Origin of the sequence: Undibacterium sp. Ji42W, assembly GCF_049340405.1 — a bacterium.
Lineage (GTDB): Bacteria > Pseudomonadota > Gammaproteobacteria > Burkholderiales > Burkholderiaceae_D > Undibacterium.
On the sequence record NZ_JBMPOV010000006.1, the window covers coordinates 223,297 to 247,936 of the forward strand.

The window sequence follows — 24,640 nt, forward strand, 5'->3', positions numbered from 1 at the left end:
ACAGAAAATGAGATTGTCTTCCATCCGCCGTCTGTTACTGGCATTTTCTATCAGCAGCATACTACCTGTTGCCAGCTTTGCGGCAGCCCATGATTTGCCCAAAGAGTTACCCAAAGAATTACGCATAGGTTTTCAAAAAAGCTCAGTTAACCTGACCTTGCTGAAGCACAGGCAGGCGCTGGAACAACAATTGAAAGGTGTCAAAGTCACCTGGTTTGAATTTACTGCAGGCCCGCAAATGCTGGAAGCCTTGTCAGTAGGCAGCATAGATTTTGCCACGACGGGTGAGCCGCCACCTATCTTTGCCCAGGCGGCAGGCAGTAATCTGGTGTATGTCGGTGCTGAACCGGCCAAGCCTGGTGTCAGTGCCATTCTGGTCAAACAGGATTCACCTATCCGTACGCTGGCAGATTTAAAAGGCAAGAAAATCGCCTTTCAAAAAGGATCAAGTGCGCACTACCACGTCTTGCGCGCCGTGCAGCAAGCGGGTTTGCAATGGTCAGATATTACGCCAGTCTATCTCGCACCTGCGGATGCACGCGCTGCTTTCGAGCGCGGCAGTGTCGATGTGTGGGCGATATGGGACCCGTACTGGGCAGCGATTGAACAAAGTGCAGCACCAAGAGTGCTGGCGACTGGCAAGGGCCTGGTGAACAACCTGTCGCATTATTTATCGGCGCGTAGCTTTGCTGACAAATATCCCAAGGCCATACAAGTGCTGTTTGAAGAACTGACACGTAGCGACTCCTTCGTGCAAAAGAACCGTGATGAAGCCGTCGCCATTATTGCTGCCAGCACAGGGCTGGACAAACCGACCATCGCCAGCTTTCTGGAACGCAGGCCACGCTCACCCGTTGTCTATCTGACCCAAAACATTATTGATGAACAGCAAAGAGTTGCTGACAATTTTTTTCAACAGAAATTGATACCCAAAGCAGTCAATGTGCGCGATGCCGTGTGGTTGCCGCCTGGCACCAAACCATAAAACGCAGAGTAAAAATATACAGGAGAGAATAATGAGTTTGAATGTATTCTGGTTTATACCCACCCATGGTGATAGCCGTTATCTTGGTACCAGCCAGGGCGCACGTCAGGTCAGCTTCGACTACTTGAAGCAGATTGCCGTCGCCGCTGACACCCAGGGTTATGACGGCGTGCTATTGCCCACTGGCCGCTCTTGCGAAGATGCCTGGGTGGTTGCCTCCAGTTTGATAGGCGCGACCAGCAAGTTGAAATTCCTGGTGGCGATACGTCCTGGGTTGAGTAGCCCAGGTTTGGCAGTGCGCATGGCTGCCACCTTTGACCGTTTATCCAAGGGACGCTTGCTGATCAATATCGTCACTGGTGGTGACCAAGGCGAGCTGGAAGCTGATGGCGTATTTGCCGATCATGAAAAGCGTTACGAAATCACCGACGAATTCTTGCGCGTCTGGCGTGCGTCACTGGCTGGAGAAGGTGGTGACGCCGGTTATGATTTCGAAGGCGAGCACATTACCGTCAAGGGCGCAAAAACCTTGTACCCGGCGATACAGAAACCTTACCCGCCGCTGTATTTTGGTGGTTCTTCTGAACCGGCACATGAACTGGCGGCAGAACAGGTAGATGTCTATCTGACCTGGGGTGAACCACCCGCAGCAGTGGCCGCCAAGATTGCCGACATGCGTGAACGCGCAGCCAAACATGGCAGGACATTGCGCTTTGGTATACGCCTGCATGTGATCGTGCGCGAAACCAGCGATGAAGCCTGGAAAGCCGCAGACGACCTGATTCGCTATGTCGATGACGAAGTCATCGCCCGTGCGCAGAAAGCATTCGCCAAAATGGATTCAGTCGGCCAGCAACGCATGATCGCCCTGCATGGTGGCAAGCGCGACAAACTGGAAGTGTCGCCTAACTTGTGGGCGGGCGTAGGCCTGGTGCGCGGTGGTGCTGGCACGGCCCTGGTGGGTGACCCTGAAACTGTCGCCGCGCGCATCAAGGAATATCAGGCGCTTGGCATCGACACCTTTATTTTCTCGGGTTACCCGCATCTGGAAGAATCTTACCGTTTTTCAGAACTGGTATTCCCCCTGATAGGCAAGGAAGTACCCGGCGTTGCTAATAGCCTGACAGGCCCGTTTGGTGAGGTCATGGCCAATGGCATCGTCCCCAAGGTATCGCAAAGCTAGGGAGGCAATATGGGACCAATGATTACTGAAGTGAGCGAATTTGCTGCCACCTATGCGCAGGGTAGCTCTACCCATAACGCACAGTTTGCCGCAAAAAAGCCGGATGTCTTTCGCCAGGCCAGCGTGCGTCTGCTGAAGCGAGGTTTGCCATGGCTGGTGCCAGTAACATTGATCCTGATCTGGCAACTGGCGGCGCAGACTGGCTGGTTGTCCAGCCGTATCTTGCCTGAACCACTGGCAGTGGTAAAAGCATTCTGGACACTGGCTGTTTCTGGCGAAATCTGGGTGCATGCCAAGACCAGTTTATGGCGGGCGATATCCGGCTTTGCGGTTGGCGGCGGGTTGGGTCTCTTGCTGGGTTTGCTGACAGGCAGTTTTCGTTTTGCAGAAACCTTGCTAGACACAACGCTGCAAATGGTCAGGAATATTCCTGCCCTGGCTTTGATACCACTGGTGATCTTATGGTTTGGTATCGATGAAATGGCCAAGCTGTTCCTGGTGTCGGTGGGCGTGTTCTTTCCCGTTTATCTGAATACTTTTCATGGCATACGCACCGTCGATAAAGGCTTGATAGAAATGGCGCAAAGCTATGGTTTGTCTGGCTGGGCTTTATACCGTGATGTGATCTTGCCGGGCGCTTTGCCTTCGATACTGGTCGGTGTGCGTTTTTCCCTTGGCCTGGTGTGGGTCTTGTTGATTGTCGCAGAAACCATTTCTGCCCAGGCTGGCATAGGTTATATGACCATGAATGCGCGTGAATTTTTACAAACCGATGTCGTGCTGGTCGGGATACTTTTATATGCATTGCTGGGCAAACTGGCAGATGTACTCTCGCGTGCATTGGAGCAATATTGCCTGCGCTGGCATCCGGGATATCAGGGGAGGGCAGCATGATGCGTCAATTGACAGAGTTTCCCATCAACGCCGTTGCAGAAATCGTCGCTTTGCGTGAAGAGCTGGATGGTGGCTGGGAACAGACTGCCAAAGGTGAATGGGCAGCTGCATCTGATGATGTGGGGAGTGATGTGGGCAGCAGTGGCACTGCACTTAATCTGCGTCTCATACAAAAATCTTATCAGGGGCGTCAGGTATTAAAGTCACTGAACTTGCAAATAGAGGCGGGTGAGTTTGTCGCTGTCATAGGCCGCAGTGGTTGTGGCAAGAGTACTTTGCTACGCCTGATTGCAGGACTGGAACAAGCGGATAGCGGTAGCCTGGAATTTGGAGCAGAACAATCGCAAAAGAAACCAGATACCAGGGTGATGTTCCAGGATTCTCGCCTGTTGCCGTGGAAATCTGTTATTGCTAACGTGGCACTGGGTCTGGGCAGTGACAAGACCAGGGCCCGTCAGGCTCTGGAAAAGGTCGCGCTGGCAGAGCGCGCTGACGAGTGGCCATCGGTATTGTCCGGTGGACAGCGTCAGCGTGTTGCGCTGGCAAGGGCACTGGTGCATGAACCGGCCCTGTTATTACTTGATGAACCTTTGGGCGCACTTGATGCGCTGACCCGCATTGAAATGCAAAACCTGATTGAAAACCTGTGGCAGCAGCGTGGTTTCACTGCTGTACTGGTGACCCACGATGTACAGGAAGCCATCGCCCTGGCAGACCGTGTGATCCTGATAGAAGATGGCCAGATCACACTCGATACCAGAATCGACTTACCCCGCCCACGCGCGCGTGGCAATCCAACATTTGCCGAGCTGGAAGAACGTATCTTGCAGCGCGTATTACAAAAACCTTCGGTAACACCCGACACAGAACTCGGCGATCTTTCCTTGCACAGAACAGTGCATCAGGTTGCCTGGGCTATTTAACTTTAAGGAATCATCATGAGCATACAAGCTATCAATGTACGTAATCAATTTCGCGGCAAGATCAAAGCCATCATCGAGGGATCTGTTGTGTCCGAGGTCGATGTCGAGACACCCGCAGGCATCGTTACTTCTGTCATTACTACACGCTCCATCAAAGACTTGAACCTGGTCATCGGTTCAGAAGTCGTGGCGCTGGTAAAAGCGACAGAAGTTTCTATCGCCAAGTTATAGATAGAATTTTTAAGCTGAGGCAGGCATGCATTATCCCGCATTGCAAAACTACCTGAGTCGTCTGCAAAGTACGCTGGCAACCACCAACTTGTGGCTGGATGAGCAAGGGCGTGCACGCGGACGCTATTTTAACTCCACTCTGACCAGCGCCTTCCAGGCCATACGTGCTGGTGATGATGGCCGTATTGTTGCCTATGAGGCCTATGCACGAAGCTATGCCAGCGATGACCAGGGCCTGAATATCTGGAAATTGCTGGAAAACGCCGCCAATGATGATGAGTCGGTAGAGTTGGACAGACTGTGCCGGCTCTTGCATACCCTGAATTTTTACCGACAGCCAGAAAGTGTCAATCTGGATCTGTATCTGAGTGTGCATAGCCGCTTGCTGGCCGCAGTGGAGGGCAATCATGGCATGGCATTTCGCCGCATCCTTGATGTGCTGGAATTGCCACACCCTGATATCGTCTTGCAACTGCCTTTGATCACGCCCAGCCAGCGCTGGGTGTTGACCCATGTTGCAGAGAACTACCGGCGCAATGGCTTCCGCATAGGTTTGCATGCTGCCAGCCTGGAGCAGGCATCAGACTTGCTGGAACGCGTACGGCCCGCTTCCATCAAGGTTGATATCAGCCTCGCCAATGACGCGGAGGCCCAGGTGTGTTTGCTGGAGCAGGCCGACCGGGCCCAATGTCACATTATCTTCCGCCGTATAGAAAACCAGAAACGTCTGCAAGCATTGCGAGACGCCAACCAGACGGCCAGCCCTTATCTGTTACAGGGTTTCTTGTTTGATTTACCCAAAGCGGCGCTACTAAGCCGTGATGAAAGCAAACTCAGCTTCCATTACGAAGAAGAATTCAAACTGGCCTGAGTTTTTCAATCTCAACATAAAGCGCAGGATCACCAATGCAGATGCATGCAGAGGTGTCTCTGCGTTTTTTTGCTTTTCGCATAAGCAAAACAGGAAAATGCCTGCTTCAACGCCAATTCAATGACTTATAAATAAATTTTGGCATTTTTTCTCGTTAGCGACTAATCTATATGCGAAAAACGTATTTAAGCATAAGAAAAAATTCGTTTTCTATATAACGAAATACTGGGAAGATTGCTCATCGATAGTCATATCTGTAATAAAGGCTAAGCATGGCGCAGTTTCTAGGATCAAATAAAAAGGCGAGACGGGTCATGCCCGGTTTTCACCTTTCTCTGGGTTTTACCCTGTTTTATCTAGGCTTGATCGTCCTGATACCGCTTTCTGCCGTGTTCCTGAAAACCTTTACCATGACTTGGGAAGCTTTCTGGAACACCGTCACTTCTGACCGTGTGATGGCTTCTTACCGTCTGACTTTTGGTGCTTCTCTGCTCGGTGCGTTGATTAATGTCTTTTTCGGCGGCATCGTTGCCTGGGTGCTGGTGCGCTACAAGTTTCCTGGCAAGCGCCTCATCGATGCACTGGTGGATTTGCCGTTTGCCCTCCCTACCGCTGTTGCAGGCATTACCCTGGCAACCCTGTACGCACCAAATGGCTGGATAGGTAAGTTGCTGACCCCACTGGGCATCAAGGTCGCTTACACCCCTTTGGGTATTTTGATTGCGCTGACTTTCATCGGCCTGCCCTTCGTTGTGCGTACCGTACAACCTGTGCTGGAAGAAGCAGAAAAAGAACTGGAAGAAGCTGCCGTCAGTCTGGGTGCCAGCCATTTGCAAACTTTCTTGCGCGTGATTTTGCCCAGCATCTTGCCTGCCTTGTTGACAGGCTTTGCGCTGGCCTTTGCCCGTGCCACCGGCGAATACGGCTCAGTGATTTTTATTGCCGGCAATATGCCCATGATTTCTGAAATTACACCGCTGTTCATGATTACCAAACTCGAACAATATGACTATGCTGGCGCAACGGCGATTGCCGTAGTCATGCTCTTGCTGTCATTCAGCCTGTTGCTGGCGATTAATGCCCTGCAAGCATGGACACGCAGTCGACAACATGCAGGAAGAGACTGACCATGACTACAGCAACTATCCTTGCCCCTGTAGCACCGCGCCGCTATGAGCCTGTAATTACACCCGCAGCAACGCTGGAGCCATTCTGGGTGCGTGTCGTTTTGACGCTGACAGCGCTGGCTTTTCTCACCCTGTTTTTATTCGTGCCACTGGCCGCCGTTTTTGCCGAAGCCCTGAAAAAAGGCTGGCAAGTTTACCTGGCTGCCATCATCGAGCCAGACGCCTTGTCAGCCATCAAACTGACCTTGATTGCCGCAGGCATAGCAGTGCCTTTGAACCTGGTATTTGGTGTGGCGGCAGCATGGACTATCGCCAAGTTTGAATTCCGTGGCAAAAATGTCTTGCTGACGCTGATTGACCTGCCATTCTCGGTATCACCGGTTATTTCTGGTCTGATCTACGTTTTGTTGTTTGGTGCGCAGGGCTGGTTTGGTGAATGGTTGCGCGATCATGAAATCAAGATTTTGTTTGCTGTACCTGGCATCGTATTGGCAACTATCTTTGTGACTTTCCCATTCGTGGCGCGTGAACTGATCCCGTTGATGCAAGCGCAGGGTAGTGAAGAAGAAGAGGCTGCACTGGTGCTCGGCGCATCTGGCTGGAAGACTTTCTGGTACGTGACTTTACCAAATATCAAATGGGGTTTGTTGTATGGCGTGATCTTGTGTAATGCGCGTGCCATGGGCGAATTTGGTGCGGTATCCGTAGTGTCCGGCCATATCCGTGGTGAGACCAATACCATGCCACTGCAAGTCGAGATTTTATATAACGAGTACAACTTCACTGCCGCATTTGCTGTTGCATCATTGCTGACCTTGCTGGCCTTGTTCACACTCGCTCTGAAAACATTAGTCGAATGGCGTACCAATGAAAATCGCCAGTTGCCACAAGAATAAAGAGAATAAGGGAGTTCACCGTGAGTATCGCTGTTAATCAATTACAAAAACGCTTTGGTAGTTTTACCGCACTGGACAATGTCTCACTGGATTTCCCGAATGGTGAACTGACCGCCTTGCTGGGACCATCGGGTTGCGGCAAGACCACGCTGTTGCGCATCATCGCCGGCCTGGAATATGCGGACAGTGGTCAGGTTTTGCTCGACGGACAAGATGCCTCTGCCCAGCATGTACGTGAACGCCAGGTTGGCTTTGTATTCCAGCACTATGCCTTGTTCAAGCACATGACGATTTTTGAAAACATCGCTTTTGGCTTGCGCGTCAAACCGCGCCATCTGCGCCCATCCGAAAGTGAAATCAAGGAGAAAGTCACCAAGTTGCTGGAGCTGGTGCAGCTCGACTGGCTGGCTGACCGTTATCCACCGCAATTGTCGGGTGGCCAGCGTCAGCGCATTGCGCTGGCACGCGCTTTGGCGGTAGAACCGCGCGTGCTCTTGCTCGATGAGCCTTTCGGTGCGCTGGATGCCAAGGTACGCAAGGAATTGCGCCGCTGGTTGCGCCGTCTACATGATGAATTGCATGTCACCAGTATTTTTGTCACGCATGACCAGGAAGAAGCGCTGGAAGTGGCTGACAAGATCGTGCTTATGAACCATGGCAAGGTTGAGCAAGTTGGTGCACCTGCCGAGGTCTACCATCATCCAGCCACGCCTTTTGTGTATGGCTTTCTGGGTAATGTGAACCTGTTCCGTGGCCGTATCCATGAAGGCATACTTGATGCTGGCGGTGTGCCTTTTGAAGCACCAGGCCATGCCGAAACCCGCGATGCTTTTGGTACCGGCTATGTGCGCCCGCATGAGCTGGAAATCGACCGTTATTCCCCCGGCGCCGCAGGTCTCAACGTGCAATTACGCCGCGTCCACAGCATAGGCCCGCTGGCCCAGCTGGAACTTGAAAGAGATGACAACGGCGAGCTGGTCGAAGCCATGATTTCTACAGAACGCTATGAACAATTGAAACTTAAAGTCGGTGAAGCCCTGGTTGTAAGACCTAAGCGTCTCCACGTCTTCGTTGACACTCAATAATAAAGAATAAGGTGCCCCATGAATTTTCAACAATTACGCTCTATCCGTGAAGCTTCACGCCGCGGTTATAACCTGACTGAAGTGGCAAATGTGCTGTTCACGTCCCAGCCCGGCGTCAGCCGCCAGATCCGTGAACTGGAAGAAGAACTCGGCGTCGATATTTTCGAACGCAATGGCAAACGCCTGACCGGCCTGACCGAACCGGGCAAGGATATTTTGCCCATCATAGAAAGATTATTGCTGGAGGCAGAAAACCTGCGCCAGGCTGGCGAAGACTATTCTGACCAGTCCAAGGGCACGCTGACGATAGCCACTACCCATACCCAGGCACGTTATGTCTTGCCCAAGGTGGTACAAGGCTTCCGTCAGGCTTTCCCGGACGTGCGCATCGCCTTGCAACAAAGTTCACCAGAACATATTGCCGAATGGGTATTGTCTGGCAAGGCTGACATTGGTATTGCGACAGAAGGCCTGTCTCAATTCAAGGACCTGGCCTCTTTTGCCTGCTATGAATGGAATCACGTTGTCGTCGTACCGGAAGGCCATCCTTTGCTGGAGAAGGGTGAACTGACACTGGAAGATCTGGCGAACTATCCACTGATCACCTATGACGTTGGTTTCACTGGCCGTGGCCATATCGATGATGCCTTCCGTCTGGCTGGTTTGCGTACCGATATCGTCCTGACCGCCATGGATTCTGACGTTATCCAGCAATATGTGGCACTGGGTCTGGGTGTGGGTCTGGTGGCATCGATGGCAATAGAAGTGCAACGTGCACATGGTTTGAAGACGATTGCAGCCAGCCATTTGTTTGCATCAAATGTCACCCGACTGGCGGTACGCCGTGGCGCCTATCTGCGCGCTTATACCTATGAATTTATACAACAGTTTGCACCTAATCTGGACAGGGATGAGGTAAGGCAGGCTGTTAGTGAAAATGAAATAGTGTAGACTTGCGCAAAACTGTTCCAGCTGCGTTGCAGCTCCGGCAGTTAATAAATTTGGTACTAAAGTACTGGCTTCGTCGCTACGGTGCAATCGGGGTTTCGGACAACATGTTGTCCGCCGATGAAACGAAGCTCCCTTGCAAGGGAGCTTTCCCAGGCAAGGCCTTGCTGGGACAATGTTGCGCAAGTCTCATCTTTCTGTTGTGTTGCAGCCTACATTTTAAGCAATTCAGGCACTGTCGTGAAGGCGTCATATCTCTCTGGTAAAATCAGGAAAATTATTCTAATTTCCGCAATTTTTATCAGAGGTTGACCATGCTTTACCCTGAATTGTTTAAGTCTTTGGAGCAAGTACGCTGGAATATGGAGTCAGACATCCCTTGGGATAAATATGACGCCAGCAAATTGACGCCTGAGCAGGCGCAAACCATCAAGATGAATGCCATTACTGAATGGTCTGCCCTGCCTGCCACAGAAATGTTCTTGCGTGATAACCGTGGCGACAGTGACTTTTGCGCTTTCATGTCCATTTGGTTTTTTGAAGAGCAAAAGCATTCCCTGGTCCTGATGGAATACCTGCGCCGCTTCCATCCTGAACTGGTACCGACTGAAAAGGAACTCGACAACGTACGTTTCGAGTTTGATCCTGCCCCACCGCTGGAAACCCTGATGCTGCATTTCTGCGGTGAGATACGCCTGAACCACTGGTACCGCTGTGCATCTGACTGGCATACCGAACCTGTCATCAAGCATATCTACAAAATCATCAGCCAGGATGAAGCACGTCATGGCGGTGCTTATCTGCGCTATATGAAAAAATCCCTGGCAGAAATGGGTGATGTGGCACGCGCTGCGTTTTCCAAAATTGGTGTCTTGATGGCATCTGCCCGACGGACAGAAAAACCTCTGCACCCGACTAATCTGCATGTCAACCAGGCATTGTTCCCCCACGACACCATACAGTCGCGCTTGCCTGACCCTGACTGGCTGGAACGCTGGCTCGATGGGCAAATCAAGTTCGATGGCGTATGGGAAAAGAAAGTTGTCGATCGCATCTTGCACAATATGTCGCTGCTGTTCGAGCGTACTTTCGAAACTGTCCAAGACTTGAACCGCTATCGCAAGGAAGTTGCACAAAGGCTGGTTATTTTGCCTGGCAGCTTGCCTAGTGCTGCATAAACCTGGTTTGAAGCTGTACAATCGCCGCTATTCATTAGCGGCTTTTTTTATAAATTCAAGACCGTTCAACACAGAGACACAGAGGTAGCACAGAGGGGCACAGAGAAATTCAAGAGAGAAAATAAATGCGAATGTTTGCAATTCGTAGGTTGGGCTACGCTCTATCAGCCCAACACTCAGCATATAAATCACGTATACGTTTATTAAAGGCACAGTGTTGGGCTGATGAAACGTAGCCCAACCTACAACAGAATACGATTTTGCTTTTCTCTATGCTTTTCTCTGTGTCTCCGTGCCTCTGTGGTGAGTGGTTTTTCAAAAATTTACCGAATTATCCCTATGCCAGAATTCGAAAAAAAACTCACCACCCGCGAGCAATTGGCGGCTCGTGTACGCGAGCTACCAAAACCCGTGGTCATGACCAACGGCGTATTCGATATCCTGCACCGCGGTCATGTCAGCTATCTCGCTGATGCGCGTGAATTTGGTGCTTCGCTGGTGGTGGCGGTCAATACTGATGCCTCGGTCAAGCGACTGGGCAAGGGTGATGACAGGCCGGTTAATTCCTGTGGAGACCGCATGGCGGTACTGGCAGCGTTGGAGTCTGTGAGCCTGGTGGTGGAATTTGATGAGGATACCGCGTTGCAGGCAGTACTGGCAGCGCATCCTGATGTGTATGTCAAAGGTGGCGATTACGACATGACAGCCATACCAGAAGGTCAGGCTGTGCTGGCCTATGGTGGTACGGTGGCAGCCATCGATTTTGAGCATGACCGTTCGACCAGCAAATTGCTGGCCAAAGTGCGATCTGGCGCTTAAGTTTTTTCTTGCTGGAGCAAAAGCTCAAATTCTTCTGGCGGTACAGGTGTCGAGAATAGATAGCCTTGCGCAAAATCGCAACCAGCCTGTTTGAGCAAGTCATGCTGCTGTTGCGTCTCTACCCCTTCGGCGATGACCTTCAAGTCCAGCTTGTGCGCCATCATGATGATGGCTTCAGACAAGGCAATATCACTGGCATCTGTTGCCAGGTTACGGATGAAGGACTGGTCTATCTTGAGATAGTCGATATCGAATTTCTTCAGGTAGGACAGTGAAGAATAGCCAGTCCCAAAATCATCCAGCGCTACCTGTATCCCGGCATCGCGGAACTGCAAGAGTTTGCTGGTGATTTTCTGGCTGGCATCGAGCAATAAGCCTTCGGTAATTTCTACGCTGATAGCCTGACCAGGCAGGTTTTGTAGCGCCAGCTCATGTATCCAGTTGATATAACGTTCCTGGTCACCCTGGAATTCCATCGGCGACTGGTTGATGCTGATCTGGAAGTCGGCGCGATACAGCGCGCGCCACTTTTTGACCCAGCGCAACGCCTCGCGGAATACCAGATCACCGATAGCGATAATCAGGCCGCTGGTTTCTGCAATGGGGATGAATTCCATGGGGCTGATGAAGCCTTGCTGCGCATGCGGCCAGCGCACCAGGGCTTCGGCTTTTTGTATTTTCCCGCTATGGATATCGACGATGGGCTGGAAATACACGCGCAAACTGTTGTCTGCAATTGCAGCACGCAAATCATTGGTCATGCGCAAGCGTGCCAGCGCGGCAGTTTGCAGGCCGGGAGTGAAATAACTGAAGCGATTCCTGCCCTGTGCTTTTGCTGCGTACATGGCTTGATCGGCATGCTTGATGAGGTCATCCAGGTTGTCAGCATCACGCGGATACATGGTGATGCCCACGCTGGCAGCCAAATAGATTTCTTCACCTGCCAGCTGGAAAGGCGTAGACATGCTACGTATGATATTTTGCGCGATGGTCTCGGCGCGGTTTTGTTCATGCATTTCTGGTAGCGAGACGGTGAATTCGTCGCCACCGAGGCGGGCCACGGTATCGCTCTCCCTGACGCATTGACGCAGGCGGTATGCCGCTTCTATCAGCAAGGCGTCACCTGTTGCATGGCCGAGAGTATCATTGACTTCCTTGAAAAAATCCAGGTCGATGAACAGCACCGCCAGCGCCAGGTCACGGCGTTTGCTAAGCTTGATGTCGTGGTCCAGCCTGTCATAAAACATGCGCCGGTTCGGCAGGCCCGTCAGGGTATCGATATTCGCCTGCTGCCATATCAGGGCTTCGGTTTTTTTCTTTTCCGTGATATCTAGCACCGTGCCGAGCATGCGTTGCGCCCGGCCATCCCTGTTCCATTCCACGACGGCACCGACCGACAATATCCAGCCCCATTCGCCGCTGGCTTTCTTTTGCCGGAATTCGACGCGGTATTCATCGCTCTTGCCTTCCAGGTGTTCACGGAAAGCGCGTGCCGCTGCAGGAAGATCGTCAGGATGTACCCTGGCGATCCAGTTCTTTTTATTTTCTTGAAAGTCGTCATGAGCATAACCCAGCATGAGCGCATATTCCGGGCTGACTATGGCATCGCCAGTCGGTACATTCAAATCATACAAGCCCTGATGCGTGGCCGATAAAGCCATGCGTAGGCGTTCTTCGCTTTCACGTAAAGCGACTTCGGCCTGTTTTCTCTCGGAAATGTCGGTGTGGGTGCCGACCACCCGGGTTGGCCTGCCCTGTGCATCGCGCTGTATGACGGTACCGCGTGTCAGTATCCATTTCCACCGGCCATCCTTGCATTGAACGCGGTGCTCATTGATATAAATCGCTGTCTTGCCATCAAAGTGAGCCTGTCTGTCCAGGTACATTTGCTTCAGGTCGTCAGGATGGGTGCGTCTGTCCAGTTCTTCAGACAAATCTTCTATTTCGTCTTTTTCATAGCCGTAGATTTCGCGCAGGCGGTCCGACAATATTTCTATCCCCGTTTGTGGGTACCAGTCCCAGACACCATCGCCTGAACCTTCCAACGCCAGTTGCCAGCGCTCTTCGTGCAAATGCAATTGCTCTTCGCTTTGCTTGCGCTGGCTGATATCAATAATCATGGCATAGCAGCCCTTGACCCTGCCATCATGGTCAAATACAGGAAAGACTTGGGCTGAGATATTGCGGGCACCACCGTGCAGATAGGGCACGGTGGTTTCGTAGGCAACGCTTTCTCCTGACAGTGCAAGCTTTACCTGAGGCAGTACATGCTGAAAAGCTTCTTCGCCTATGACTTCTGCCATATGCTTGTTGATGACTGCAGAGCGGGGTACGCCAAACCAGTCTATATATACCTGATTAATGAATTGATAGTGGTAATTGGCATCAACATAAGAAATGCAGACGGGCAGGGCATCAATCAAGTGCCGCAGTTGCTGAAGATTGTCTTCAAATTGCTCAATTCCCGAATTTTGCACGATCTTGTCCTGGCCTTGGGTCCACGCCCTGTGTTGGGTGCCCAATTATCATTGTCTGGAATCTGCTTTCCTGCAAGCATGCTAAAGGATTCCGTGGAAAATGCAGTAAATTTCAAGATGGGTGTGGTAATTTGGATAATTGACCTGCGGCAATAAAGCAGCAATAGAAATGCTGGACTGGTATCAACTGCCGCCTGCAAAACCATTCTGACGCCAGGCCTCATACACCACGACTGCCACCGTATTGGATAAATTCAGGCTGCGGTTGTCTGGCCGCATAGGCAGACGTATGCGTTGGCCGGCCGGGAAGGATTCGCGCAATTCAGGAGCGAGTCCGCGGGTTTCTGCACCAAACACAAAATAATCACCTGGCTGGAAGGCGAGATTCGCAAAAGCTGTGGAACCATGGGTGGTCATGGCAAACATCCGGCTTTTGTCAGGCTGCTCGCTGGCACAGAATTCTGCCCAGTTCTTATGCACTTTCATGGTCGCATAGTCATGATAATCGAGACCCGCGCGTTTCATTTTGCTATCGTCCAGAGGAAAGCCTAACGGCTCTATCAAATGCAGTTGTACACCTGTGTTGGCGCACAGGCGGATGATGTTGCCAGTATTTGGCGGTATTTCTGGTTCGACCAGGACGACATGAAACAAGGTGATTCCTTAGTGAATATGGGGAAGGGTGCGGGCAAAAACATACGCTGTTACTTTGGCTGCACCGTAACGTTTCAGCATTGTAGCGATTTCATGCAGGGTCATGCCAGTAGTCATGACATCATCAACGATACCCACATGCATACCGCGCAGGCTTTCTTGCAGGCTGTCATCGACACAGAAGGCATTTTTGACATTGCGTGCCCTGGCGGCATTTGGCAAGCTGCTTTGCATTACAGTGTTCCTGCTGCGTTGCAGGAGATGCATATTGGCCGCTATGCCCAGATGCTTCGCCAGCGGCCGGGTAATTTCCCAAGCCTGGTTGAAACCGCGCTCCGCCAGCCTGTCTTTACCAAGGGGCACGGCACACAGCAGATCCGGCAATTCATGGCCTTGTTGCTGCAATATGCTGTCTCTCAGCATGCGGGCAAACCAGGGCGCCAGCGCCAGTTGATGGGCAAACTTCAAAGACAGTATCAACTGATCTTGAGGGGCGGCATAGTCGCAGACGCTCACTGTCCGGTCAAAAGCCGGTGGATTACTGAGGCAATCTCCACAGCGTGGGCTGGCACTGGCGGGCGGCAGGGGCAAGGCACATTGCAGGCAACGCAGCTGTTTAACTTTGAAGTAGCTGGCATGGCATGCGCTGCAAACCACATCGCTGCTGTCCAGGCGGCACAGGGCGCAGGAATTTGGTATCAGGGCAGCGATGCCTTTTTTCCAGCTCAGTTTCCAGCTCATTTGCCAGCTTATTTTGAGTTTGTTTGTGATCATGGGCACATCAGTATACAAGCGTGTAAACTGCCAGCTTGAAGAAAAACGTAATTCATTATCATTTTGCCTATGTTGAGTGCTCCTATCAATCTGCAACTGGTGCGCCGCCTGTTTGCCGATGCGACAAAAATCCGCCCTTCCGACTTTTTGCGTCGCGAAATAGCCACGCGCATGCGTGAAAAACTGGAATTGGTCAAAATCCAGCCTGCCGCCCTGCTGGATGCCGGTTGTGGCGAGTCCGATGATATCGCTGAATTGCAAAAATACTATCCAACTGCACTGGCTTATGGTATTGATGCATCGTTGTCCATGCTGGAGGCCGGCAGGGACAAGCATCTGGCTGCCAAGAGCGCTGTCGGACGTTTATTATCAAAATGGACGCCTGCGGCCTTGCGCCAGGACGCTAGCCAGTATTTGCTGTGTGCAGACTTTGCCCGCTTGCCTATGGCAAATACCAGCGTCGATCTGATCTGGTCGAATCTGGCGTTGCACTGGCATCCCCAGCCCGATCTGGTGTTCGCCGAATGGCGCAGGGTCTTGCGCACTGATGGCCTGCTGATGTTTTCCTGCTTTGGCCCGGACACTTTGATGGAATTGCGCCAGGCCTTTGCCGAAGTGGACGATTTGCCACACATTCTACCCTTTGTAGATATGCATGATTTTGGCGATATGCTGGTCAATGCAGGTTTCTCCACTCCGGTCATGGATATGGAAAAAATCACGCTGACCTATGGCCGTGCCGATAAATTGTTGGAAGACGTGCGTGCCCTTGGCGGCAATCCGTTGATGACACGTAGACAAGCCTTGCTGGGCCGCAAAGCCCATACACGCTTGCTGGCAGCGCTGGATAAGCGCAAAGATGCCGATGGGCGCATAGCCCTGACGCTGGAAGTGGTGTACGGCCATGCTTTCCGGCCTGTGAACCGTAAAACTGCCGCCGGTGAATCCATAGTCCGTTTTGACTTGCCTAAAAAACCAACTTAATCCAGATCAATAAATCAAGAAAAACTGTAAAATTTCTTCATAAATCGTTGTTACATTTGAGCGAAATCATAGATGGCGCGCATGTATTCTGCTTGATATCACCCTGCTTTACGCCTTATACTCTCGCAGTTGTGGAAGTTGCCGGTACGCATTTGAAAATATTTTGAATTTGTGTCCCTGGCGCTCTGTTAAAAGAATTCTAATCGGGTTTTGGGGAAATTCATGAAACATGCTAAGCGATTAAAGTCGTTCATGCTGGGTGCCTCGCTCTTGGCGGCAAGTCTGCCAACGTGGGCGGTGGTCAATGGTCCAGTAGTGGATATGAAGGGCGGGCCAGCAGTCAAGCAGTTAAACCTGCAGCAACCAGTTACAAAAATTGCCCAAGATATTTATGACATCCATAACCTGATGCTGTATATCTGTCTGGCCATTTTTGTGGCGGTTTTCGGGGTGATGTTTTACTCCATAGTGAAACACCGTAAATCTGTTGGTCATAAGCCTGCCACTTTCCATGAAAGTACAACAGTAGAAATACTCTGGACCATCGTCCCTTTCATCATCGTTATCGGCATGGCTTTGCCAGCAACAAAAACTGTTGTTGCAATGAAAGATACCTCGAACGCCGACATCACCATTAAAGCTACTGGCATGCAATGGAAATGGGGCTATGACTACCTGAAGGGCGAAGGCGAAGGCATTTCCTTCCTATCGACACTGGCTACTCCCCGTACCCAGGTTGGCGCACCTGGTGTTGAGCCGACAGAAAAACGTGGCGACAATTACCTCATCGAAGTCGATAATGAAGTCGTGGTACCGGTCAACAAGAAAGTCCGCATTATTACTACCGCCAATGACGTTATCCATGCCTGGACTATTCCCGCCTTCGGCGTGAAACAGGATGCGATTCCTGGTTTCGTCCGTGACACCTGGTTCAAAGCTGAAAAAATCGGTACTTACCGTGGTCAGTGCGTAGAGCTGTGCGGTAAAGAACATGCTTTCATGCCTATCGTTGTCAATGTCGTTTCTGACGATGACTACAAAAAATGGGTAGATACCAAGAAAAAAGAAATGGCCGCCAAGGCCGATGATCCCAGCAAGGTCTGGACTGTTGATGAGCTAAAACAACGTGGTGAAAAAGTCTACACCGCAAATTGTGCAGTTTGCCATCAGGCTACAGGTAAAGGTGTTCCGGGCCAATTCCCTGCCCTTGATGGTTCTGCTGTTGTGACAGGTCCAAAAGCAGCGCAAATCGGTATTTTGCTGAATGGTAAAAATGCTATGCCGGCCTGGAAAGCTTCTTTGTCTGACACGGAAATTGCTGCTGTGATCACTTACACTCGCAATAACTGGTCTAACAAGGCTACTGAAAACATCGTCCAACCAGCTGAAGTTTTGGCTGCGCGTAAGTAATAACAGGAAGAACAGGAGAAAAGATGAGCACTACTACAGCTGATCACGCTCACGACCACGCGCATGACCACCCACATGGTTGGCAGCGTTGGTTGTTTGCAACCAACCATAAAGATATCGGTAGCCTGTATCTGTGGTTCGCCTTCACGATGTTGCTGGCCGGTGGCGTCATGGCCCTCGGTATCCGCAGTGAATTGTTCCAGCCCGGCCTGCAACTCATGCAACCTGAGTTCTTTAACCAGTTGACCACCATGCATGGTCTGGTCATGGTTTTCGGCGCGATCATGCCAGCTTTCGTTGGTTTCGCTAACTGGATGATCCCTCTGCAAATCGGCGCGTCTGATATGGCATTTGCCCGCATGAACAACTTTTCGTTCTGGCTCATGCCTCCGGCAGCCTTGTTGCTGATGGGTTCCTTCCTGGCACCTGGCGGCGCTACTGCTGCTGGCTGGACACTGTATGCACCATTGTCCACACAAATGGGCCCAGGCATGGACATGGCGATTTTCGCTGTCCACATCATGGGTGCGTCTTCCATCATGGGTTCCATCAACATCATCACCACCATCCTGAACATGCGCGCTCCTGGCATGACGTTAATGAAGATGCCGATGTTCTGCTGGACCTGGTTGATTACCGCTTATCTGCTGATCGCTGTAATGCCAGTTCTGGCCGGTGCGATCACGATGACGCTGACTGACCGTCATTTTGGTACCTCCTTCTTTAATGCAGCTGGTGGCGGCGACCCTGTCATGTACCAACACATTTTCTGGTTCTTCGGACATCCAGAGGTGTACATCATGATTTTGCCAGCCTTCGGTATCGTTTCCCAGATCGTTCCTGCATTTGCCCGCAAACCTTTGTTTGGTTATGCATCGATGGTGTATGCAACAGCATCCATCGCGATCCTGTCCTTCATCGTCTGGGCGCATCACATGTTTACAACCGGTATGCCAGTGACGGCACAGTTGTTCTTCATGTATGCCACCATGCTGATCTCGGTACCTACCGGCGTGAAAGTGTTTAACTGGGTTGCGACGATGTGGAAAGGCTCGATGACTTTCGAGACACCTATGTTGTTTGCAGTCGGCTTTATCTTCGTGTTCACCATGGGCGGCTTTACTGGCCTGATCCTGGCGGTAACACCGATTGATATCCAGTTGCAGGATACTTATTACGTGGTTGCCCATTTCCACTATGTGTTGGTGGCGGGCTCCCTGTTTGCTCTGTTCGCTGGTTACTACTACTGGAGTCCAAAGTGGACAGGTTTCATGTACAACGAACTGCGCGGCAAGATCCACTTCTGGGGTTCGCTGGTTTGGTTCAACGTGACCTTCTTCCCTATGCACTTCCTGGGCCTGGCCGGTATGCCACGTCGCTATGCCGACTACCCTGCGCAATTCACTGATTTCAATCAGGTTGCTACTGTCGGTGCGTTTGGTTTCGGTTTGATGCAGGTGTACTTCATCCTGGCAGTGGTCATCCCGTCCATCAAAGGCGGGATACCAGCAGCAGCGAAACCATGGGATGGTGCTGAAGGTCTGGAATGGACAGTGCCTAGCCCTGCGCCTTTCCATACTTTTGAAGAACCACCAGAATTCAAATAATGTTTGTTGCTGAGGCTTGCTCCGGTTTTGCTGGAGCAAGAAAAAAATGAGTAACAAGAAAAAACCGAATAACTTGCGAACTGCCATCATTCTGTTTTCTGTGGCACTGGTGTTCTTTGCTGGTGTCTTCATCAAGCAGATCTGGTTACGCTGATAGGATAGCTTCATGTCGCAAGAGGAATCCAGTGTCGTTGGCAAGAACAAACTGAATGCGAAAATGCTGGGCAAGTTGCTGGTAATCGCCTTGATGATGTTTGGATTTGGTTATGCTTTGGTACCCATCTACAAGCAGATTTGTGAATTGACGGGCGTGAATATACTGACGCCCAAGGATATCTCGGTCAAAGAAATATCCAATTCGCAGATCGACAGAAGCCGTGAAGTAACGGTGGAGTTTGATGCAAATACGCAAGGCCCGTGGCGTTTTCGTCCTACCGTGGCGAGCATGAAAGTGCACCCCGGTGAAATGACACAAATCGTTTATGAAGTAGTCAACAAGCAGTCTTACAAGATGGATGCGCAGGCCATACCTAGCTACGCACCACAACAGGCTGGCAATTACTTCAAGAAAATGGAATGCTTTTGTTTCAAGCAGCAGACTCTGGGACCAAATGAAGCAAGGCAAATGCCGGTGGTGTTTTATCTGGACCCGGCCTTGCCCAAAGATGTGAAGACGATTACCTTGTCTTATACTTTCTTTGAAGTAGGCGTCAAGCCACAGGCAGCATCTGCTGCATCTGGTGAGGGACAGGGTAAGTCATGACAGATTTAAAAGACGCAAGCAAGCGCAAGGCTTCGTTTTTGGCGACGATGAAAGCCGTATTCTGGTCGTTTTTGGGAATACGCAAGAAAACTGATTATGAGCAGGATGCAGCGCAGTTGAATCCTGTTCATGTGATTATTGCTGGCATCATAGGTGCGTTGATTTTCATATCAGTGTTGATCATGATAGTCAGACATGTAGTCGCAAAATAACAATTCAAGTAGTACATTAAATTGCATCGGGAGATGGAAATGAGTTCTCAACACGCTAATGCGCCATACTATTTTGTGCCTGGCCCATCCAAATGGCCAGTACTGGGTGGCACCACTTTATTGCTGACGATGATCGGTGCTTCTGCCTGGGTCAACGGTCTGGCCTGGGGTTCTTATCTGAACTTCGCCGGTATTATCCTGACACTGGTGGTCTTGTATAACTGGTTTGGTGATGCGATTGCTGAATCTGAAGGCGGCAAATACAGTGCCCGTATTGATGTCTCCTTCCGCTGGAGCATGAGTTGGTTCATCTTCTCTGAAGTGATGTTCTTTGCGGCCTTCTTTGGCGCATTGTTCTATGCACGTACTATATCCATGCCTTGGCTGGCTGATCTGGATCACAAAGTCTTGTGGCCTGATTTTGCTGCCAACTGGGGTAATGTTGGCCCGGCTGGTACCGTCGAAGCCTTCAAGACCATGGGCCCTTTCCCTATTCCTACGATCAATACAGCTTTGTTGCTGACTTCTGGGGTGACGCTGACGATTTCTCACCACGCCCTGCGTGAAGGTCACCGTGCCAAGACTGCCATCTGGTTGTTTGCCACAGTCTTGCTGGGTGCAGTGTTCATGGGCTTCCAGGCTTACGAATACATGCACGCTTATAGCGAACTGAACCTGAAACTGACTTCTGGTATCTATGGTTCCACTTTCTTCATGTTGACCGGTTTCCACGGTTTCCATGTGACCATGGGTGCGATCATGTTGTCGGTGGTCTTGTACCGTGTCATGAAAGGCCATTTCACGCCTGAACACCATTTCGCTTTCGAAGGCGCTGCCTGGTACTGGCACTTTGTTGACGTGGTCTGGCTGGGTTTGTACGTTGTGGTCTACTGGCTGTAACAGCAAACTTTAGTAGCGTTAAAAGATAGCGTAAAAAAGCCGCACAGTTAGTGCGGCTTTTTTATATAGATGAAATCGTGTAGGTGGTTTTAGCAGGATGAGTGCAGTGGATGTTGACTGTAAGCGCAACGGATGCTGAAAGTGCTTACCTGATTCCGGTTGGCTGTATCAGGCCAAAATGATTGGCCAGCAAGATCAGCAAAAACAGGGTGATGGAAAACCCGACCCTGAAGGCCAGTGCTTTGACCGTGCGATTGCTTTTTCCCTTGTCTTTCATCAGGTAAACCAAGGCAGACCCCAGGCTGAACAGGATAAGGAAAAAAGCGATGGCGACAAGAATTTTCATACTCGGTTATTGTTGGTGCTTTTGATTGATCGACTCCTGTATTGTAATGCCTTAATACCTGAATGCCTATTTCCTTCCGTTTCCGCCTGATTCCGTTTATTGCCTGCCTGCTGCTGGCTAGTCTGGGCATCGCCTTGGCGCAATGGCAGACCCACAGGGCAGAAGAAAAAGAAACGCTGGCAGCGCAAATGGCCGAGCGCCAGCATTTGCCTGCGCTGGTGTTGAATGCGCAAACGCCGCCCGAGCAGTTGCAGGCGTTTCGCAAGCTGCAGGTCAGCGGACAATTCATACGCGAATGGCCCTTGTATCTGGATAACCGCCCCCTGCAGGGGAAAGCCGGTTTGTATGTACTGATGCCTTTCAAGCTCGCCAATAGCAGCAAATACGTCTTGATAGCCCGCGGCTGGCACCCGCGTGATGCGCGTGACAGGATGCATATGCCGGATATTCCCGCAGCAGGTGGGCAGGTCGTGCTGGAAGGCATGCTCAGGGACAGGCTGGAGCGGGTCATGCAACTCGGTCAGGCCGAGGTGGTCAAACCGGGCAGCCTTTTGCAAAATATCGATGTGGAAGCTTTGGCAAAGCAGACGCGCTGGGATTTCTATCCCTTTGTGCTGGAACAAACTTCTTTGGAAAACGATGGCCTCTCGCGCGAATGGCCCATGCCATCGGCAGGCGCTGTCAAGCACAGGGGCTATGCCTTTCAATGGTACGCGCTGGCTTTGATGGCCTTATTATTTTTTGTTGTGACTGGATTTCGTCGTGGAAAAAACTGAAAAGCAAAAGTTGAATGGTCGCTGGAAATTATTGATGGTGCTGGCAGTCTGTGCCGCCCCCATGGTTTTTTCCTATCTGGCTTATTACGTCATCAAGCCCGCGGGCCGCACTAATTACGGCACTATTCTTGACCCACGCAACTACCCCATGCCCAAACTGGCCGGCCATCTGCTGGGTGCTGCGGCGACTGATCCCGTGATTGGCCTGGAAGCCTATAAAGGCAAATGGCTGATGCTGCAGGTAGATAGCGGTGCCTGTGCCGAGGCTTGCCAGAAAAGAATGTATGATATCCGCCAGTTGCGCACTGCCCAGGGCAAGGAAATGGACAGGATAGAACGCGTCTGGCTGATTACCGACGATGCGCCTATCGATACCATGCTGATACGCCAGCACGACGGTGCCCGCATGCTCAAGGTCGATGCTGCCGCCCTCAAAGCCTGGTTGCCGACCGAAAGCGACACCCAGATCAGCGACCATATTTACTTGATAGATCCGCGTGGTAATCTGATGATGCGCTATCAAAAAAATGCAGATGCCAACAAGATCAAAAAAGACCTCAGCAAATTATTGCGTGCGTCAGCGATAGGTTAAACAATAGGTTAACAATAATCATGTGGTTGCAGATTGCATTGACAGCATTGATGGTCGCGGTAATACCGGCGAGTATGGTGTTCTTGTCCAAAGAAAAGAACAAATACCGCAAGCTCATCGCGGTCACGGTCACACTGACTTTTGAGCTTATCATGTTTGGCGCATTTACCCGCCTGACAGACTCTGGCCTGGGTTGCCCGGATTGGCCAGGTTGCTATGGCCAGTCCAACCCCTTGCAATCCCATGCTGCGATCAAGGCGGCAGAAATTGCCATGCCCACTGGCCCCGTGACTTTGCAAAAAGCCTGGATAGAAATGGTGCATCGCTATCTGGCCATGAGTGTGGGCATACTGATTATTGTGCAGATGATTATCGCCTGGGTACGCCGCCGGCAACTTGAAACCAGCCCCTGGCTGGCGACTTTTCTCTTGTTCTTTGTTTGCCTGCAAGGCGCTTTTGGTGCCTGGACTGTCACCCTGAAGCTGCAACCCGTTATAGTGACCACTCACCTCATCCTGGGTATGGGTTTGCTTGCCCTGCTCAGTGCCAGTCTTGAACAGCAAAGCAGCTCGCTGGCGGGCCGCAGCATTGCCGCCGCCGATGGCAGGCGCATGCTATGGCCAGCAAGCCTGGCTTTATTGCTGGTGTTTATGCAAATCACTCTGGGCGGGTGGGTGAGCACTAATTATGCAGCTTTGGCTTGCCAGGATTACCCTATGTGCAATGGTCAGGTAATACCGGCGATGGATTTTGAACATGGTTTCAGCCTCTGGCGCCAGCTAGGGCAGACCGTGAATGGTGATTATTTGCCTTTTAATGCCCTGGTTGCCATTCACTGGGTGCACAGGAACTTTGCCTTACTGGTAGTTGCAGTCTGTCTCTGGGCAGCGCTTAGGGCGCGCAGGATTGCCGGGCTGGAAAAGCTCGGCCGCCACATCTTACTCGCCATTCTTGCTCAATCCATCATAGGCATTTCTACCGTCTTTTTTTCCTGGCCTTTGCTGCTGGCAGTTTTGCATAATGGGATGGCTGCCATGCTCGTGCTCTTGCTGACCATGTTAAACTACCGCATAAGGCATGTGAGCCTTGCCGCTGCCAAAGATAGATCATGACCACTTTAAGTTTGCCTTCCAACCGACTGGCTCAGTACTGGGCTTTGACCAAGCCTCGTGTGACCCAGCTTGCGGTATTTTGCGCCGTCATCGGCATGTTCCTGGCAACGCCAGACTTGCCTGACTGGCGCGTGGTTGTTTCCGCCACCATCGGTATCTGGCTGCTGGCGGGTGCGGCTTTTGCCGTAAATTGCCTGGTGGAAAAAGAAATTGATTCTCGCATGGCAAGAACTGCGCGCCGCGCAACTGCCCAGGGGGAAATCACTGTGCCGCAAACCCTGGTGTTCTCTGGTGTTATCGGTGGCATGGGGATGTGGGTTTTGTATACCATGGTCAATCCCCTGACCATGTGGCTGACTTTTGCTACCTTTGTCGGCTATGCTGTCATTTACACCATCATCCTGAAACCCGCAACACCGCAGAACATCGTCATTGGTGGTTTGTCAGGGGCCATGCCGCCGGCGCTGGGTTGGGCGGCGGTGGCAAACGATGTGCCCATGCAGGCCTGGTTGCTGGTGTTGATCATCTTTGTCTGGACGCCACCGCATTTCTGGGCGCTGGCCATGTACAGGCGCGATGATTATGCACGTTCCGGCCTGCCGATGTTGCCGATTACGCATGGCCTGGAATTTACCCGCTTCCACATCTGGCTGTATACGATAGCGCTGTTTGCCACCACCATGCTGCCCTATGCGGTGCATATGAGCGGTCTGATTTACCTGGTCAGCGCGATCATCCTGGGGCTGATTTTCCTCTGGTATGCATGGCGTATTTACAAACACTATGACGATATACTGGCACGCAAGACTTTTGCCTATTCCATTATCTACCTGTCCCTGCTGTTTGCAGCCTTGTTGATTGATCACTATATCAAGCTATGAAAATTCTGAATC

The 24,640-nt window shown here is 51.3% G+C and carries 27 protein-coding genes; 23 read left to right on the top strand and 4 right to left on the bottom strand.

The genetic code is table 11. The features are described from left to right. Window positions 1–7 precede the first annotated feature (7 nt). The 12 genes from ACO0LG_RS15045 (at window position 8) to rfaE2 (ending at window position 11,140) form a co-directional block, all read left to right on the top strand. Complete coding sequence (locus tag ACO0LG_RS15045) at window positions 8–985, top strand: sulfonate ABC transporter substrate-binding protein (protein ID WP_423027696.1); 978 nt, start codon at window positions 8–10, stop codon at window positions 983–985. Between the two features lie 37 nt (window positions 986–1,022). Continuing rightward, window positions 1,023–2,168 (top strand): FMNH2-dependent alkanesulfonate monooxygenase, encoded by a 1,146-nt coding sequence (gene ssuD, locus ACO0LG_RS15050; protein ID WP_423027993.1) that lies wholly within the window; start codon window positions 1,023–1,025, stop codon window positions 2,166–2,168. A gap of 18 nt (window positions 2,169–2,186) precedes the next feature. Then, window positions 2,187–3,062, top strand: a complete 876-nt coding sequence (gene ssuC / locus ACO0LG_RS15055; protein ID WP_423027995.1) for an aliphatic sulfonate ABC transporter permease SsuC — start codon at window positions 2,187–2,189, stop codon at window positions 3,060–3,062. Beyond that, complete coding sequence (locus tag ACO0LG_RS15060) at window positions 3,062–3,985, top strand: ATP-binding cassette domain-containing protein (RefSeq protein WP_423027997.1); 924 nt, start codon at window positions 3,062–3,064, stop codon at window positions 3,983–3,985. Before ssuC ends, ACO0LG_RS15060 begins: the two co-directional genes overlap by 1 nt. Before the next feature lie 15 nt (window positions 3,986–4,000). Beyond that, window positions 4,001–4,216 (top strand): TOBE domain-containing protein, encoded by a 216-nt coding sequence (locus ACO0LG_RS15065; RefSeq protein WP_110256421.1) that lies wholly within the window; start codon window positions 4,001–4,003, stop codon window positions 4,214–4,216. A gap of 25 nt (window positions 4,217–4,241) precedes the next feature. Next, window positions 4,242–5,087: an EAL domain-containing protein gene (locus ACO0LG_RS15070; protein ID WP_423027698.1), complete on the top strand. Its 846-nt coding sequence runs from the start codon at window positions 4,242–4,244 to the stop codon at window positions 5,085–5,087. A gap of 272 nt (window positions 5,088–5,359) precedes the next feature. Beyond that, complete coding sequence (gene cysT / locus ACO0LG_RS15075) at window positions 5,360–6,214, top strand: sulfate ABC transporter permease subunit CysT (protein WP_423027700.1); 855 nt, start codon at window positions 5,360–5,362, stop codon at window positions 6,212–6,214. Between the two features lie 2 nt (window positions 6,215–6,216). Then, entirely contained in the window at window positions 6,217–7,110 is an 894-nt protein-coding gene (gene cysW, locus ACO0LG_RS15080) for a sulfate ABC transporter permease subunit CysW (protein ID WP_423027702.1), read from the top strand. Window positions 7,111–7,130: 20 nt separating this feature from the next. Then, window positions 7,131–8,195, top strand: coding sequence for a sulfate/molybdate ABC transporter ATP-binding protein (locus ACO0LG_RS15085; RefSeq protein WP_422950239.1), 1,065 nt, complete (start codon window positions 7,131–7,133; stop codon window positions 8,193–8,195). Between the two features lie 18 nt (window positions 8,196–8,213). Continuing rightward, the gene (locus tag ACO0LG_RS15090) at window positions 8,214–9,146 is read left to right on the top strand and encodes a CysB family HTH-type transcriptional regulator (protein ID WP_423027704.1); all 933 of its coding nucleotides are present in this window, start codon (window positions 8,214–8,216) and stop codon (window positions 9,144–9,146) included. 311 nt (window positions 9,147–9,457) lie between these two features. Beyond that, the gene (locus ACO0LG_RS15095; RefSeq protein ID WP_423027706.1) at window positions 9,458–10,321 is read left to right on the top strand and encodes a ferritin-like domain-containing protein; all 864 of its coding nucleotides are present in this window, start codon (window positions 9,458–9,460) and stop codon (window positions 10,319–10,321) included. A 339-nt stretch (window positions 10,322–10,660) separates the two neighbouring features. Next, the gene (gene rfaE2, locus ACO0LG_RS15100; RefSeq protein WP_423027708.1) at window positions 10,661–11,140 is read left to right on the top strand and encodes a D-glycero-beta-D-manno-heptose 1-phosphate adenylyltransferase; all 480 of its coding nucleotides are present in this window, start codon (window positions 10,661–10,663) and stop codon (window positions 11,138–11,140) included. Here rfaE2 and ACO0LG_RS15105 read toward each other — a convergent pair. The 3 genes from ACO0LG_RS15105 to ACO0LG_RS15115 form a co-directional block, all read right to left on the bottom strand. Continuing rightward, a complete protein-coding gene (locus ACO0LG_RS15105) occupies window positions 11,137–13,617 on the bottom strand; it encodes a sensor domain-containing protein (protein WP_423027710.1) in 2,481 nt (826 codons plus the stop codon). The two genes, rfaE2 and ACO0LG_RS15105, sit on opposite strands and share 4 nt — an antisense overlap. Window positions 13,618–13,800: 183 nt before the next feature. Then, window positions 13,801–14,271, bottom strand: coding sequence for a tRNA (uridine(34)/cytosine(34)/5-carboxymethylaminomethyluridine(34)-2'-O)-methyltransferase TrmL (trmL, locus tag ACO0LG_RS15110; protein WP_423027712.1), 471 nt, complete (start codon window positions 14,269–14,271; stop codon window positions 13,801–13,803). Window positions 14,272–14,280: 9 nt separating this feature from the next. Beyond that, the gene (locus ACO0LG_RS15115) at window positions 14,281–15,045 is read right to left on the bottom strand and encodes a phosphoribosyltransferase family protein (RefSeq protein WP_423027714.1); all 765 of its coding nucleotides are present in this window, start codon (window positions 15,043–15,045) and stop codon (window positions 14,281–14,283) included. A 69-nt stretch (window positions 15,046–15,114) separates the two neighbouring features. Here ACO0LG_RS15115 and ACO0LG_RS15120 point away from each other — a divergent pair, with 69 nt between their 5' ends. The 7 genes from ACO0LG_RS15120 (at window position 15,115) to ACO0LG_RS15150 (ending at window position 20,921) form a co-directional block, all read left to right on the top strand. Beyond that, on the top strand, window positions 15,115–16,029 hold the full coding sequence (locus ACO0LG_RS15120) for a methyltransferase domain-containing protein (RefSeq protein WP_423027716.1): 915 nt from the start codon (window positions 15,115–15,117) through the stop codon (window positions 16,027–16,029). A gap of 222 nt (window positions 16,030–16,251) precedes the next feature. Continuing rightward, a complete protein-coding gene (gene coxB / locus ACO0LG_RS15125; protein ID WP_423027718.1) occupies window positions 16,252–17,439 on the top strand; it encodes a cytochrome c oxidase subunit II in 1,188 nt (395 codons plus the stop codon). A gap of 23 nt (window positions 17,440–17,462) precedes the next feature. Further along, window positions 17,463–19,046 carry a cytochrome c oxidase subunit I gene (ctaD, locus tag ACO0LG_RS15130; RefSeq protein ID WP_423027720.1) on the top strand — a complete coding sequence of 528 codons (1,584 nt, stop codon included), beginning with the start codon at window positions 17,463–17,465 and terminating at the stop codon, window positions 19,044–19,046. Between the two features lie 46 nt (window positions 19,047–19,092). Beyond that, complete coding sequence (locus ACO0LG_RS15135; RefSeq protein WP_423027722.1) at window positions 19,093–19,200, top strand: cytochrome oxidase small assembly protein; 108 nt, start codon at window positions 19,093–19,095, stop codon at window positions 19,198–19,200. A gap of 12 nt (window positions 19,201–19,212) precedes the next feature. Next, window positions 19,213–19,809, top strand: coding sequence for a cytochrome c oxidase assembly protein (locus tag ACO0LG_RS15140; RefSeq protein ID WP_423027726.1), 597 nt, complete (start codon window positions 19,213–19,215; stop codon window positions 19,807–19,809). Further along, entirely contained in the window at window positions 19,806–20,021 is a 216-nt protein-coding gene (locus tag ACO0LG_RS15145; RefSeq protein WP_422950249.1) for a DUF2970 domain-containing protein, read from the top strand. Before ACO0LG_RS15140 ends, ACO0LG_RS15145 begins: the two co-directional genes overlap by 4 nt. Window positions 20,022–20,060: 39 nt before the next feature. Further along, window positions 20,061–20,921, top strand: a complete 861-nt coding sequence (locus tag ACO0LG_RS15150; protein WP_423027734.1) for a cytochrome c oxidase subunit 3 — start codon at window positions 20,061–20,063, stop codon at window positions 20,919–20,921. A 145-nt stretch (window positions 20,922–21,066) separates the two neighbouring features. Here the strand turns inward: ACO0LG_RS15150 and ACO0LG_RS15155 are convergent, their stop codons facing one another. Continuing rightward, the gene (locus ACO0LG_RS15155; RefSeq protein WP_110256438.1) at window positions 21,067–21,267 is read right to left on the bottom strand and encodes a twin transmembrane helix small protein; all 201 of its coding nucleotides are present in this window, start codon (window positions 21,265–21,267) and stop codon (window positions 21,067–21,069) included. Between the two features lie 62 nt (window positions 21,268–21,329). Between ACO0LG_RS15155 and ACO0LG_RS15160 the strand changes: the two genes are divergently transcribed. The 4 genes from ACO0LG_RS15160 to cyoE are packed head-to-tail and all read left to right on the top strand — an operon-like array spanning window position 21,330 to window position 24,628. Continuing rightward, entirely contained in the window at window positions 21,330–22,043 is a 714-nt protein-coding gene (locus ACO0LG_RS15160; protein ID WP_423027736.1) for an SURF1 family protein, read from the top strand. Then, window positions 22,030–22,635 carry an SCO family protein gene (locus ACO0LG_RS15165; protein ID WP_423027738.1) on the top strand — a complete coding sequence of 202 codons (606 nt, stop codon included), beginning with the start codon at window positions 22,030–22,032 and terminating at the stop codon, window positions 22,633–22,635. The genes ACO0LG_RS15160 and ACO0LG_RS15165 overlap by 14 nt, the downstream gene beginning before the upstream one ends. A 20-nt stretch (window positions 22,636–22,655) precedes the next feature. After that, window positions 22,656–23,747, top strand: a complete 1,092-nt coding sequence (locus ACO0LG_RS15170; protein WP_423027740.1) for a COX15/CtaA family protein — start codon at window positions 22,656–22,658, stop codon at window positions 23,745–23,747. Further along, window positions 23,744–24,628 carry a heme o synthase gene (gene cyoE / locus ACO0LG_RS15175; protein ID WP_423027742.1) on the top strand — a complete coding sequence of 295 codons (885 nt, stop codon included), beginning with the start codon at window positions 23,744–23,746 and terminating at the stop codon, window positions 24,626–24,628. The genes ACO0LG_RS15170 and cyoE overlap by 4 nt, the downstream gene beginning before the upstream one ends. The last annotated feature ends 12 nt before the right edge of the window (window positions 24,629–24,640 follow it).

What these genes read in the sequence shown, in the direction of transcription:
- ACO0LG_RS15120 (WP_423027716.1), top strand. Translation starts at nt 15,115, where the DNA reads ATGTTGAGTGCTCCTATCAATCTGCAACTGGTGCGCCGCCTGTTTGCC.
- ACO0LG_RS15160 (WP_423027736.1), top strand. Translation starts at nt 21,330, where the DNA reads ATGCCTATTTCCTTCCGTTTCCGCCTGATTCCGTTTATTGCCTGCCTG.
- cysT (WP_423027700.1), top strand. Translation starts at nt 5,360, where the DNA reads ATGGCGCAGTTTCTAGGATCAAATAAAAAGGCGAGACGGGTCATGCCC.
- ACO0LG_RS15150 (WP_423027734.1), top strand. Translation starts at nt 20,061, where the DNA reads ATGAGTTCTCAACACGCTAATGCGCCATACTATTTTGTGCCTGGCCCA.
- ACO0LG_RS15115 (WP_423027714.1), bottom strand. Translation starts at nt 15,045, where the DNA reads ATGATCACAAACAAACTCAAAATAAGCTGGCAAATGAGCTGGAAACTG.
- ACO0LG_RS15065 (WP_110256421.1), top strand. Translation starts at nt 4,001, where the DNA reads ATGAGCATACAAGCTATCAATGTACGTAATCAATTTCGCGGCAAGATC.
- ACO0LG_RS15060 (WP_423027997.1), top strand. Translation starts at nt 3,062, where the DNA reads ATGCGTCAATTGACAGAGTTTCCCATCAACGCCGTTGCAGAAATCGTC.
- ACO0LG_RS15045 (WP_423027696.1), top strand. Translation starts at nt 8, where the DNA reads ATGAGATTGTCTTCCATCCGCCGTCTGTTACTGGCATTTTCTATCAGC.
- ACO0LG_RS15095 (WP_423027706.1), top strand. Translation starts at nt 9,458, where the DNA reads ATGCTTTACCCTGAATTGTTTAAGTCTTTGGAGCAAGTACGCTGGAAT.
- cyoE (WP_423027742.1), top strand. Translation starts at nt 23,744, where the DNA reads ATGACCACTTTAAGTTTGCCTTCCAACCGACTGGCTCAGTACTGGGCT.
- ACO0LG_RS15155 (WP_110256438.1), bottom strand. Translation starts at nt 21,267, where the DNA reads ATGAAAATTCTTGTCGCCATCGCTTTTTTCCTTATCCTGTTCAGCCTG.
- coxB (WP_423027718.1), top strand. Translation starts at nt 16,252, where the DNA reads ATGAAACATGCTAAGCGATTAAAGTCGTTCATGCTGGGTGCCTCGCTC.
- ACO0LG_RS15140 (WP_423027726.1), top strand. Translation starts at nt 19,213, where the DNA reads ATGTCGCAAGAGGAATCCAGTGTCGTTGGCAAGAACAAACTGAATGCG.
- ACO0LG_RS15145 (WP_422950249.1), top strand. Translation starts at nt 19,806, where the DNA reads ATGACAGATTTAAAAGACGCAAGCAAGCGCAAGGCTTCGTTTTTGGCG.
- cysW (WP_423027702.1), top strand. Translation starts at nt 6,217, where the DNA reads ATGACTACAGCAACTATCCTTGCCCCTGTAGCACCGCGCCGCTATGAG.
- ctaD (WP_423027720.1), top strand. Translation starts at nt 17,463, where the DNA reads ATGAGCACTACTACAGCTGATCACGCTCACGACCACGCGCATGACCAC.
- ACO0LG_RS15135 (WP_423027722.1), top strand. Translation starts at nt 19,093, where the DNA reads ATGAGTAACAAGAAAAAACCGAATAACTTGCGAACTGCCATCATTCTG.
- ssuC (WP_423027995.1), top strand. Translation starts at nt 2,187, where the DNA reads ATGATTACTGAAGTGAGCGAATTTGCTGCCACCTATGCGCAGGGTAGC.
- rfaE2 (WP_423027708.1), top strand. Translation starts at nt 10,661, where the DNA reads ATGCCAGAATTCGAAAAAAAACTCACCACCCGCGAGCAATTGGCGGCT.
- ACO0LG_RS15170 (WP_423027740.1), top strand. Translation starts at nt 22,656, where the DNA reads ATGTGGTTGCAGATTGCATTGACAGCATTGATGGTCGCGGTAATACCG.
- ACO0LG_RS15070 (WP_423027698.1), top strand. Translation starts at nt 4,242, where the DNA reads ATGCATTATCCCGCATTGCAAAACTACCTGAGTCGTCTGCAAAGTACG.
- ACO0LG_RS15090 (WP_423027704.1), top strand. Translation starts at nt 8,214, where the DNA reads ATGAATTTTCAACAATTACGCTCTATCCGTGAAGCTTCACGCCGCGGT.